Raw genomic sequence first — 11263 nt, 5'->3', positions numbered from 1 at the left:
AAGCGGTCGGTTGTCGACGCAGAAGCGCGGCATGGGGTTACGCTGCGTGCCGTGAATGATCTCGACTTCGGTGAGCACCTCGGCGGGCGACGTGGGAGGTAGGTTGCGCACGCGCCTGGGGGACAGCGGCGCGTTGACCGACAAGCCCGATTTCGCGCTGGTAGGTGTGCTGCGGGTTCCGGAAATCGAATCCAGCCCGTGGAGCGCGATCTACAAGCGGGTTCTGATGGCGTTGGGAATTCTCTTTCTCGCGGCGTTCGTCGTCTACCTCGATCGCGACGGCTACAGCGACAATCAGAACGGCGAGCTGTCGTTCCTCGACGCGTTCTATTACGCGACGGTGTCGTTGTCGACCACCGGATACGGTGACATCGCGCCGATGAGTCCGTCTGCGCGTCTGGTCAACATTCTGGTCATCACCCCCTTACGAGTCCTGTTCCTCATTCTGTTGGTCGGCACCACGCTGTCGGTTCTCACCGAGCGGTCTCGACAGGCATTCAAAATTCAGCGATGGAGACGCAGCGTGCGCAATCACACCGTGGTCATCGGTTTCGGTACCAAGGGCCGAACCGCAGTCGACGCGATGCTCGGCGACGGAGTGTCGGCCTCGGACATCGTCGTGGTCGACACCGACCAGACCGTGCTCGACGCGGCCTCGGCGATGGGTCTGGTCACCGTCCACGGCTCGGCCACCAAGTCCGATGTGCTTCGGCTCACGGGCGCTCAACATGCCGCGGCCATCATCGTGGCGACCAATCGCGACGACACGGCGGTCCTGGTGACGCTGACGGCCAGGGAAATCGCTCCGAAGGCCAAGATCGTCGCGGCGATCCGAGAGGCCGAGAACACGCACCTGGTGCGCCAGTCGGGTGCGGACTCGGTGGTGGTTTCGTCCGAGACGGCGGGTCGGCTGCTCGGAATTGCCACGTCCACACCGTCCGTCGTGGAGATGATCGAGGATCTTCTCACCCCGGAGGCAGGCTTCGCCGTCGCAGAGCGAGAGGTGGAGCGGGACGAGGTGGGCGGTTCACCGCGTCATCTGGCCGACATCGTGTTGGGAGTGGTCCGCGGCGGCAAGCTGTTCCGGGTCGGATCACCCGAGGTCGACGCGATCGAGGCAACCGACCGACTGCTGTACATCCGTCGCGTGGCCGACTGAGCAGGCCCAGTAGGGTCGTGAGCGTGCCGAATTTTCAGCTCGTCCATCCACCTCGACTGTCTCGATCACCGCTCGACCGGGCCGAGGAATTGCGCCGCGACACAGCGGCACTGGCCGCCGGTTGGTCCACGGCTCGCATACTCGACGTGGACGGTCGCGGCAGATTCGCAGTGGACGACGGTGGTCTGGTCTTCGTCGACGCCGCAGACGTGGCCACGGAACCGACCGAGGACGTGGTCTTCCTCGGGATTCATGAAGATCGTCACCTGTGGACCCGGCGCGTAGAACTCGTCCAGGGCACGTTGGGAGATCTGCGCACCGACGGTGAGCGCCTCGACAGTGTGTCGCTGTCGATGGTCACCGGGGCTCTGGCCATCCTCAATTGGCACGCCAGTGCGCGGTTCAGCTCGCTCGACGGCGCTCCGTCCGTTCCGTCGGCTGCAGGCTGGTCGCGGACCAGCACGTCCTCGGGTCACGAAGAGTTTCCGCGCACCGATCCTGCGGTGATCTGCCTGGTTCATGACGGCGCGAATCGAGTGCTGTTGGCGCGCGCACCGATGTGGCCCGAACGTCGGTTCTCGGTGTTGGCCGGATTCGTCGAGGCCGGCGAGTCGCTGGAGACCTGCGTCGCGCGGGAGATCAAGGAAGAAGTGGGGCTGGACGTATCCGGCATCGAATATCTCGGCAGTCAGCCGTGGCCGTTTCCGCGCTCGGTGATGATCGGCTTCTCGGCCGTCGCCGACCCGGATCAGCCGCTCGCATTTCAGGACGGCGAGATCGCCGAGGCGCACTGGTTCGAGCGGACCGAGGTCGTCGCCGCCCTCGAACTGGGCGACTGGGGATCGGAGTCGACGTCTCGATTGCTGCTTCCCGGATCCATCTCGATCGCTCGCGGGATGCTGGAGGCGTGGGCAGCGACGACCTGACGCTCGATCAGAGCGACAGAGCGCGCTTGACCTCGGCGAGACTGGGGTTGGTTGCCGTCGATCCGTCCGCGAACTGCACGGTGGGCACGATGTGGTTTCCGTTGTTGACGCTGCCGACGAACTCGGCGGACTCGGGGTTCTGCTCGATGTCGATCTCGGAGTAGGCGATTCCGGCCTCGTCGAGCTGAGTCTTGAGCCGGCGGCAGTACCCGCACCAGGTGGTGGAGTAGACGGTCAGCGCGGCCGGGGTCTGTGGGGTGTTCTCGGTAGTGGTCACGGAGACAGTCAACAGCAGGGCGCAGGTGATTGTTCCGTGACGGCGGCCTCGGCGAGTCTCGGCGGCGTCGGGCCCGGACATCGCTGTCGGTAGGCACTGACACAATGGACCCATGGCTGACGACGCGATGACTGCCGGTCTCGATCCGGAGCAATCCGCGACAGTGCTGGCCCCTCGCGGTCCGGTCTGTGTGCTCGCCGGGGCCGGAACGGGTAAGACCCGCACGATCACTAGACGCATCGCGCATCTCGTGTCCGCGGGGCACGTGTCCTCCGGCCAGGTGTTGGCGGTCACCTTCACCGCGCGGGCGGCCGGTGAGATGCGCGGCCGTCTTCGAGAACTCGGCGTCGGGGGAGAGGGCCCTCCGGTGCAGGCTCGTACCTTCCACGCTGCCGCGATGCGCCAGCTCAAATATTTCTGGCCACAGGTCGTCGGCGACACCGGGTGGCAGTTGCTCGATCGCAAATTCACCGTGGTCTCGCAGGCGGCGAACCGGGCCGGAGTGTCCACCTCCACCGACGCCATCCGCGACCTTGCGGGCGAGATCGAGTGGGCGAAAGGCTCGTTGATCGCTCCCGAGGACTACCCGCGCATTGCGGCGAGCAACCGACGCGACGTGCCCATGGACGCAGCCAAGGTCGCTGCGGTGTACGCGGGATACGAAGAACTCAAATCACGCGGCGGCGACGGCATGTTGCTCGACTTCGACGATCTGCTGCTGCACACCGCCGCGGCGCTCGAAGAGCACTCCTCGGTGGCCGACGAATTCCGCGAACGCTATCGCTGCTTCGTCGTCGACGAGTATCAGGACGTGACGCCGCTCCAACAGCGGGTTCTCGACGCCTGGGTGGGCGATCGTGACGACCTCACCGTCGTCGGGGATGCGAATCAGACGATCTACTCGTTCACCGGAGCGTCCCCTCGCTACCTGCTCGACTTCTCTCGCAAGTATCCCGAGGCCACGGTTGTCCGTCTCGAACGTGACTACCGATCGACACCGGAGGTCGTGTCGTTGGCCAATCGCGTGATCGGTGCCGCGCGGGGTCGCATTGCGGGCACTCGGCTGCAGCTGATCGGTCAGCGGGATTCCGGTCCGGAGCCGGAGTTCTTCGAGTACGACGACGAGCCCGCCGAAGCGGACGGAGTGGCACGCGCGGTGAAGAGGTTGATCTCGAAAGGCGTCGAGCCTGCCGAGATCGCAATTCTGTACCGCATCAATGCGCAGTCCGAGGCGCACGAGCAGGCCCTGACCGAGCTGAAGATTCCCTATCAGGTTCGCGGCGGTGAGGGTTTCTTCACTCGACCCGAAGTGCGGCAGGGAGTCAATGCACTGCGCCAGGCTGCTGGCCGAGACGATCTACCCGACGGTTCTCGTTCCGGGGACGGCCTGACCGGTCTGGTTCGGGCCGTGCTGGCTCCACTGGGGTTGACCGCTACCGAGCCGACCGGTGCGCAGGCGCGGGAGAAGTGGGCCTCCCTGGGAGGTCTCGTGCAACTCACCGAGGAATTGTTGCTGCACGACCCCGAACTGACCCTCGACTCACTTCTCGGTGAACTCGCGGCTCGCGCCGAGGCGCGACATCCACCGACGGTGCAGGGCGTGACGCTGGCCTCGCTGCATGCGGCGAAGGGGCTCGAGTGGGATGCAGTGTTCATCGTCGGGCTTGCCGACGGAACGCTGCCGATATCTCACGCGATCGGCAACGATCCCAGTGCGAACAACGAGGCCGCCGTCGAGGAAGAGCGTCGCCTTCTCTACGTGGGTGTCACCCGGGCGCGGGTCCACCTGCACCTGTCGTGGGCCCTGGCCCGTAACGAGGGTGGGCGCAAGTCGCGTCGCCGCTCCCGATTCCTCGTCGGATTGGTGCCCGAGGATTCGCCCGCGTCGCGCATCGCGGCACCCGCGGCCAAGAGGTCGGGGCCCAAGTGCAGAATCTGCGGTAAGCCGTTGATCGGCACGTCGGCCACGATGCTCGGACGATGCGATAGCTGCCCGTCCAACGTGGACATCGCCCTGCTCGACGCGTTGAAGTCGTGGCGCTTGGACAAGTCTCGTGAACTCAAGGTGCCCGCATACGTCGTGTTCAGTGACAACACGTTGACTGCTATCGCCGAACAGCAACCGCAGGACGAGCGTGGGCTTGTTGCGATACCGGGAATCGGGGCCAAGAAGCTCGAGCGCTTCGGCGAGGACGTGCTCACGGTGGTGCGGTCCTCCGACCGGTAACCGTCCGTCGAACAGATGCCGTAAAACTGCTGGTCAAAAATAACTTGTGCAGATCTCGGCGGGGGGCTTAGTCTGTTTCTCGTGTCGCGGGAGACCGCATACTGCCCAGTCCGCCCACGAGACCAGAACAGGAGCTGAAGAACATGATCGACACATTCGACATCGCCGGTGCAAGAGCAACCGTCGTGCTCAGCCCTGTCTGCGGTGCAACGCCCTTCGGCGATGCGCTGGTCGGTACGCCCGCTGCTGCGGCCGTAGCCGCCGGCTCGGTTGCGCAGACGTGGATTCGTCCCACCGCTTTCGGCCCGATGCACCAGTCCGCATCGGAAGCCCTCGGGTCGAATTCCGCCCCCGGCGTCCTGGCGTTGGCAGCACCCGCTGTGTACACCCATCGACGTCACCGCGCACCACGCGCGTCCGTGTTCGACAGCAGATACCGACTTCACTGTAGGTAGACGCTTCGATTTGCCCACCAGGCCACGGACCCGCACTCGCGGACCGTGGCCTTTGTCGTTCAGGTAGATCCTCTACCCGAGCGTGAGGCCGACATGGTTCGCATTACCCCTCGAACCGATAACGACGCCGCACGAAAAGTAGAGGAGACCGACGTGTCAACCGCCACGATCCGGACGACATGCCGACCAGAGTCCGAAAGCACCTACGCAGCAACAAGTTTCGCCGAATCGGCGGAGCTCGAGCTGTCGGTGCCTTGCCGAGCGGCGAACCCCGACATGTGGTTCGCCGACACCCCTGCCGAATTGGAGCAGGCCAAGGCGCTGTGCGCCGAATGCCCCATCCGCCGAACCTGTCTCAGCGCCGCATTGGATCGCGCCGAGCCATGGGGCGTATGGGGTGGCGAGATCCTGGAACAGGGTGTTGTCATCGCACGCAAGCGTCCTCGCGGACGGCCACGTAAGAACGCGGCATGAAGCTCGATCCGGAGGTCCGGCTTCACCGAGTGATTCACTCGGTGAAGCCGGGCAACCATTCCGTCAGAATTGCCATGTACGGCGCATAGGCGTCGAGCTGCGCGCAGATTCCCACCAGGCCGCCCAGTACCCGGAAGATCATCACGTACTCCGGCGGCATGTTCAGCGAGCGAACGGTGCGGAACTGTGCGCTGTTGAAATCGGCTGCGGTGCCTGCCGCTTTCTGCAGCCACGCCCGAGTGAAGTGAAAAGACTCGGTGTGAATCGGGTCTGTGAACGGGCGAAGGTAATCGGCAATTTCCTTCTCTGTCACCGTGCGACCCGGCACCACGAAGCCACTCTCGGTGCACAGTTCGACCAGCTCGTCGAACTTGTCGTCACGAGCGAGTGCGACCATCCGGCCGAGGACCGGAGGCAGGCCGTCGGGCATCGGGGCACATGCCCCGAAATCGATGACGCCCATTCGGCCGTCGTCGAGCATCATGAAGTTTCCCGGATGTGGGTCCGCGTGCAACAACTTCGCGCGCGCGGGAGACTCGAACGCGAACCGCGCCAGTAGTTCGCCGGCTCGATTACGCTCGTCCGCAGTTCCGTGCGCGATCACATCGGCCAGGGGCCTGCCCGTCATCCATTCGCTCACAACCACTTTCGGGGCGCTGGCAACGATCTTGGGTACCGCGAACCGAGGATCGCCCGCGAATTCCTTGCTGAAGGCGCGCTGATTGGTTGCCTCGATACGGTAGTCGAGCTCGTCCTCGGTGCGAGCCGTCAGCTCTTCGAGCACGGGCTTGACGTCCGTACCGGCGAGCACCGTGCTGAACAGGTTCGCGAAACGAGACAGAGTCTTGAGGTCCGACCGCAAGGCGTCGTCCGCACCCGGATACTGGATCTTGACCGCGACGTCGCGCCCGTCCGCCCACGTGGCTCGGTGGACCTGGCCGATGCTGGCCGAGGCGATTGCGGTGTCGTCGAAACTCTCGAACCGTGATCGCCACGCCGTACCCAGTTGTTGATCGAGTACGCGATGCACTGTCTTGGCCGGCATGGGCGGGCCCTGAGCCTGCAGCTTCGTCAGTGCCTCACGGTAGGGCTCCGAATACTCCTCGGGGACGGCGGCTTCCATCACCGACAGCATCTGACCGAGCTTCATGGCCCCGCCTTTGAGCTCTCCGAGGACAGAGAAGAGTTGCTCGGCTGCTTTGGCGGCCATGTCCGCGTCGATCTCGTCGCGGTTTCCGCCGGCGAGCTTCTTTCCGAAGCCCATCGCGGCACGTCCGGCCATTCCCAGGGGAATGCTGGCTAGTTTCGCGGTACGAGTGGATCCACGGCGCGGTATGTCTGACACAGCTCCATCATGGCTGAACCTTCCGACAAATGCTCGGACCGGTGAAACCGCGGCCTCGACGGCCGAGGTGGGCGGGTGGTCGAGTGACCGTGTCGTCAGTACCAGCAATCGCAATGTGGATGTCGCGTCCACTGCCGTTTGTGCACGGACGTACCGGTTGCCGCGAAACTCAGCTCCATCGTGCAGTCGGTGGTTTCGGGCATCGTTCCGTCCGTGCGATCGATGAGGGTCTCGAGTTGCGCGAACGCGAACGCCGCCGTGGCCAACACCGTGGCGGTACTCGCCTGGCCCACCGTGCCGAGCAGATGTGCGGACAGATGCGGCCACTCCGGATCGAGATCACAGCGGGTGAGATCGGCGCAGCGCAGGCAACTCGTCTGTCCGGGCACCACGAACGGGCCGACGATTCCTTTCCCGTCCCGCAGTCGCACCTGCAGGTGCGGGATCCTTTTCCGCACCAGATCGGTCACCAGACGAGGCTCGGCGACGAGGTCGTCGGTAAGCACGACCACGTCGTACTGCCACGAGTTCACGGCGAGGTGCGGATAGCGTGTCGGGGTCAGGCTCGTTCTGGTCACCGCGACACTGGTGCGCCGCAACCCGGCGGTCAGCGCATCCGAGAGCGGCCCGCGGCCCACGAGATGCACGGAACGAATGTCGCGCAGTTCACTCGACGGAGCGTCCGCGTTGCTCGCCGCCGGGCCACTCGTGCCGTGCACGAGCAGGCCGGAATCGTCCAATTCGGCGAGCATCGACGACACTCGGTTCGCGGACAAACCTAACGTCATTGCGTGACAGACGATGTGAGGCCTGGAACGTCCTGCCGCGAGAAGCCGCAGGATCTCGAGTATCGAGCCCGGTTCCGCACCGGGAGGGGGAGTGACGACGACGCTGGTCTCGGGGCTCCACCCCAGTTGGACGGTTCCGTCCCGTCGCGGCAGGATGGCCACGGCGGGATCGAGTCGAACGGTCGATGTGATCATGAACCACACTGTGACACTCGGTCGAACGGCAAACGCCCGCTCGAAGCACGTTATCCACAGGGGAAAATGGGCTTCGAGCAGGCGTTCGACGGGGCCGACGGCATTGGTGTGCGCCGTCCGGGTTCAGGGTGTGGAAGAGCCTTTGTCCGGATGGTCGTCGCCGTCCTCCGAGGCGTCGTCCGTGCCGTGTTCCGCTCGTTCGGCGGCCTCCTTTGCCTCCATCGCCTCGAGTTGCGCGATGGGGTCGTCGAAGCTGGAGGTGCCGCCGCCGACGACTCGGTCGATGAACGCCGCCGGATTGTCCAGGTCGGATGCGTCGGGCAGGAGATCCGGGTGTGCCCACACCCCGTCGCGGCCCTCCACGTCCGCGGCGGCCAGTAGTTGGCGCCACAGATCCGCGGCCTCGCGCACCTTGCGGGGACGCAACTCGAGACCGACCAACGTCGCGAACGTCTGCTCTGCCGGGCCGCCGGAGGCGCGGCGACGGCGAATGGTCTCGGCGAGGGCAACCGCGCCGGGGAGACGGTCGCCGAGTGCGGCCGTGACCACGGTCTCCACCCAGCCCTCCACCAGCGCCAGCAACGTTTCGAGACGTTCGAGAGCGTGCTTCTGCTCGGGTGTGGTCTGCGGCTCGAACGAACCCTGCTGCAGCAGCGCTTCGATCTTCGACGGATCCGTCAGTGCCGACGGGTCGAGCCCGGCTGCGGCTTCCTCGATTGCCGAGAAATCCATGCGAATGCCGCGAGCGTATTCCTCGACAGTGGCGAGAACACGCTGGCGCAGCCACGGAACATGGCTGTACAGCCGCTGGTGTGCAGCCTCGCGGGCGGCGAGGAACACCAGCACCTCACGCTCGGGCTGTTCGAGACCCTCGCTGAACGACGCGATCGCCGACGGCAGCAACGCGGCCGTGCCCGACGGGCCGAGCGGGAGACCGATGTCGGTGGAGGTCAGGACTTCTTTCGACAGTTGGCCCAGTGCCTGACCGAGTTGCGAGCCGAACGCCATTCCGCCCATCTGGGTCAGCATGCCCATCATCGGTCCGGCCATCTGCTGAGCCTCCGGCGGCAACCCCGAGGTCCACATGCCCGAGATCTGCTCGGCGACCGGATCGCACAGCCGCTTCCAGGTGTCGATGGTGTTGTCCAGCCAGTCGACCGGCGTCCACGCTGCGGTCTTGGTGGCACCGGCAGGCAATGTGGTGGCACCGTCCAGCCAGAGCTCGGCGAGGTGCGCTGCCTCGGTGATGGCCTCACGCTCCCCGGCCGACACCGGGCTGAAATCGCCCATCTGCTGTCGGGCCAATTGCTTGGCGAGGTCGTAATTGACCGGTCCGGCCGACGATCCGCCCGACCCCGCGGCACCCATGCCGCTGAGCATCTGGCCGAACTGGGTGAGCATCTGGCCCAGTTGTGCAGGGTCGAAGCCCTCGGCCCCGAACCCGAAACCGGCGGGGTTACCCGACCCGTCCGGATCCTTCTTCTTGTCCGGGTCGTCGTCGGAAGCACCGAAACCAAAATTGCTCATGGCTCAACGGTACAAGCCATGAGCACTCGGAGCGCGAAAGATCGTCACGCTGACGGCGAACAGAACGGCTTCGTCGCATCGTGCGTCGGGCTCCGGCAGGGGCGGTATCCACGCCGCCGCACGTTCGGATCTAATGTCTACCGAGTGAACCGAAGGATCGCCACACTCGTCGCAGCGCTGGTACCGGTCGTGGTGCTGGGCGTCACCGGCTCGGTCGTCACCGTTCCGTTCGCGGCACTCGGCCCCGGGCCGACGTACAACACTCTCGGCGACGTCGACGGCGTGCCCGTAGTCCAGATCGACGGCACCGACGTCGACCCCACCGCAGGCCATCTGAACATGACGACGGTGGCCGTGCGGGATCAGCTCAATCTTTTCGAGGCCCTCGGGTTCTGGGCCAGTGGGCGTCAGGGACTGGTACCTCGTGAGGAGGTGTACCCACCGGACAAGTCGAAAGAGGAAGTACAGGAAGGTAATCAGGCCGATTTCGAGCAATCGGAATCCAGTGCCGAACTCGCCGCTCTGCATCACCTCGACCTCCCGGTGTCGCTGTCGGTGACGAGCGTGGCCCAGGACGGCCCCGCCGCAGGCGTGCTGAACATCGGAGACACTCTGGTTGCGGTGGGCGGCACCCCCGTCTCGACGGCCGGCGCGGTTCGCGAGGCCGTCAGCGCCAAGGCGCCCGGCGATTCGCTCGACATCGACTACGTGCGTGATGGTGCCCCTCGTGCGGGTTCCGTTGTGCTCGGGGCCAGGCCGGACGATCCGTCCAAGGGATATCTCGGTGTGACGCCCGAGGAGCAGCCCGACGTTCCGTTCGACGTGAAGTTCAATCTCGCCGACGTCGGTGGTCCTTCCGCCGGCTTGATGTTCAGCCTCGCGGTGGTGGACAAACTGAGTCCCGGCGAGCTGAGCAACGGCGAATTCGTGGCGGGAACCGGCACGATCGACGCAGCGGGAACGGTCGGCCCCATCGGCGGTATTCCCTACAAGCTGATAGCAGCTCGCGAGGCAGGGGCCACCACGTTCCTGGTGCCCGACGCCAATTGTGGTGAGGCGCAACAGAATGTGCCCGACGGTCTGCGCTTGGTGCGAGTCGAATCGCTGGACAACGCGATCGACTCGCTCCGAGCGATCGGGTCGGGCGAAGACGTTCCGACGTGTAGCTGACCCGCTCGGTCGTATTTATTCGTCGTCGACCACATCGAACGTCGCGTACAGACCGTGGACGACGTTGGGTGCCAGGTTCTCGGCGATGCGAAGGTCGATGGGAGCGAACGGATCGGCGTTCTCGTCCGGATGCAGTTGCAACAACGTCAACGACGGTCCGTCCTTGAGCACTGCCACGATCAGCCGCGCGTCACGCTTCTCGGGATGGTTCTCGGCGGCCGATCGCGCCGCGTTGTCGGCCGCGTCGGGATCTGCGAGAAGCGGCATCAGCGCATCGTCGAGTGCCGACTCCGCCGCCGGGGGGAGTACGACGATCTCCTGGACGAGTGCGCATCCCACGACGCCCTCGGGCCACGTCGACGTGGCGAGGAATTCGTCGAGGGCGGGGGAGCCGCCGGTGATGTCCTCGGGCAACGAATGCTGCTGGATCGGTGTGAGTGCAGCACCGTCGGCCAGATCGTCGAGCAGGCCGGGTTCTGCCGCGGCGAGGGCGGCGGTGGGCACCAGCGCGAACATCTGGGGCGACTGGCCCCACCCGCCCGCGTCGACGAAGTCCGCCACCTCACGCGCGCACCGAGCCAATGCCTCGGCGACGCCGGGTCCGCCCGACTCGGGGTCGAAGTCGTCTCCGAAATGTTCCTGGCCGGGCAGTCCGTCACTGTCGTTGCTCACCGCACTATCCTCGCATCCGAATGGTTCCACGAATGTCGATGCTCCTGA

General features: G+C 65.3%; 11 protein-coding genes. 6 read left to right on the top strand and 5 right to left on the bottom strand.

Annotated features, from left to right (window positions below):
- The first annotated feature begins 91 nt into the window (after positions 1-91).
- Positions 92-1159 (top strand): TrkA family potassium uptake protein, encoded by a 1068-nt coding sequence (locus J2X62_RS22195; RefSeq protein ID WP_027496550.1) that lies wholly within the window; start codon positions 92-94, stop codon positions 1157-1159.
- 23 nt (positions 1160-1182) lie between these two features.
- Positions 1183-2085: an NAD(+) diphosphatase gene (nudC, locus tag J2X62_RS22190; protein ID WP_032391659.1), complete on the top strand. Its 903-nt coding sequence runs from the start codon at positions 1183-1185 to the stop codon at positions 2083-2085.
- A 7-nt stretch (positions 2086-2092) separates the two neighbouring features.
- Here the strand turns inward: nudC and J2X62_RS22185 are convergent, their stop codons facing one another.
- Entirely contained in the window at positions 2093-2362 is a 270-nt protein-coding gene (locus tag J2X62_RS22185) for a mycoredoxin (protein ID WP_032366324.1), read from the bottom strand.
- A gap of 112 nt (positions 2363-2474) precedes the next feature.
- On the opposite strand from J2X62_RS22185, the gene J2X62_RS22180 reads away from it, so the two are divergent.
- The 3 genes from J2X62_RS22180 (at position 2475) to J2X62_RS22170 (ending at position 5518) form a co-directional block, all read left to right on the top strand.
- Entirely contained in the window at positions 2475-4589 is a 2115-nt protein-coding gene (locus J2X62_RS22180; RefSeq protein ID WP_310183398.1) for an ATP-dependent DNA helicase UvrD2, read from the top strand.
- A gap of 143 nt (positions 4590-4732) precedes the next feature.
- Entirely contained in the window at positions 4733-5044 is a 312-nt protein-coding gene (locus tag J2X62_RS22175) for a hypothetical protein (RefSeq protein ID WP_032366326.1), read from the top strand.
- A gap of 153 nt (positions 5045-5197) precedes the next feature.
- Positions 5198-5518 (top strand): WhiB family transcriptional regulator, encoded by a 321-nt coding sequence (locus J2X62_RS22170; protein ID WP_027496555.1) that lies wholly within the window; start codon positions 5198-5200, stop codon positions 5516-5518.
- 34 nt (positions 5519-5552) lie between these two features.
- On the opposite strand, the gene J2X62_RS22165 is transcribed toward J2X62_RS22170, so the two are convergent.
- The 3 genes from J2X62_RS22165 to J2X62_RS22155 form a co-directional block, all read right to left on the bottom strand.
- On the bottom strand, positions 5553-6863 hold the full coding sequence (locus J2X62_RS22165; RefSeq protein WP_027496556.1) for an AarF/ABC1/UbiB kinase family protein: 1311 nt from the start codon (positions 6861-6863) through the stop codon (positions 5553-5555).
- Positions 6864-6958: 95 nt separating this feature from the next.
- Entirely contained in the window at positions 6959-7846 is an 888-nt protein-coding gene (locus J2X62_RS22160) for a hypothetical protein (protein ID WP_032407098.1), read from the bottom strand.
- A gap of 123 nt (positions 7847-7969) precedes the next feature.
- Positions 7970-9373, bottom strand: a complete 1404-nt coding sequence (locus tag J2X62_RS22155) for a zinc-dependent metalloprotease (protein WP_032366328.1) — start codon at positions 9371-9373, stop codon at positions 7970-7972.
- A 144-nt stretch (positions 9374-9517) separates the two neighbouring features.
- Here J2X62_RS22155 and J2X62_RS22150 point away from each other — a divergent pair, with 144 nt between their 5' ends.
- Positions 9518-10543, top strand: coding sequence for a PDZ domain-containing protein (locus J2X62_RS22150; RefSeq protein ID WP_310183394.1), 1026 nt, complete (start codon positions 9518-9520; stop codon positions 10541-10543).
- A 15-nt stretch (positions 10544-10558) separates the two neighbouring features.
- Here J2X62_RS22150 and J2X62_RS22145 read toward each other — a convergent pair whose 3' ends face one another.
- Positions 10559-11125, bottom strand: a complete 567-nt coding sequence (locus tag J2X62_RS22145) for a PPA1309 family protein (protein ID WP_310183501.1) — start codon at positions 11123-11125, stop codon at positions 10559-10561.
- Positions 11126-11263: the final 138 nt, after the last annotated feature.

Source organism: Rhodococcus sp. 3258 (genome assembly GCF_031456475.1).
Lineage (GTDB): Bacteria > Actinomycetota > Actinomycetes > Mycobacteriales > Mycobacteriaceae > Rhodococcoides > Rhodococcoides fascians.
The sequence above is the reverse complement of the archived record's forward strand: the minus strand, read 5'-3'. Positions and strand labels throughout refer to the sequence as shown.

Excerpts from the sequence above, each read along its gene's own strand:
- J2X62_RS22180 (WP_310183398.1), top strand. The coding sequence starts at position 2,475 with ATGGCTGACGACGCGATGACTGCCGGTCTCGATCCGGAGCAATCCGCG.
- J2X62_RS22155 (WP_032366328.1), bottom strand. The coding sequence starts at position 9,373 with ATGAGCAATTTTGGTTTCGGTGCTTCCGACGACGACCCGGACAAGAAG.
- J2X62_RS22175 (WP_032366326.1), top strand. The coding sequence starts at position 4,733 with ATGATCGACACATTCGACATCGCCGGTGCAAGAGCAACCGTCGTGCTC.
- J2X62_RS22160 (WP_032407098.1), bottom strand. The coding sequence starts at position 7,846 with ATGATCACATCGACCGTTCGACTCGATCCCGCCGTGGCCATCCTGCCG.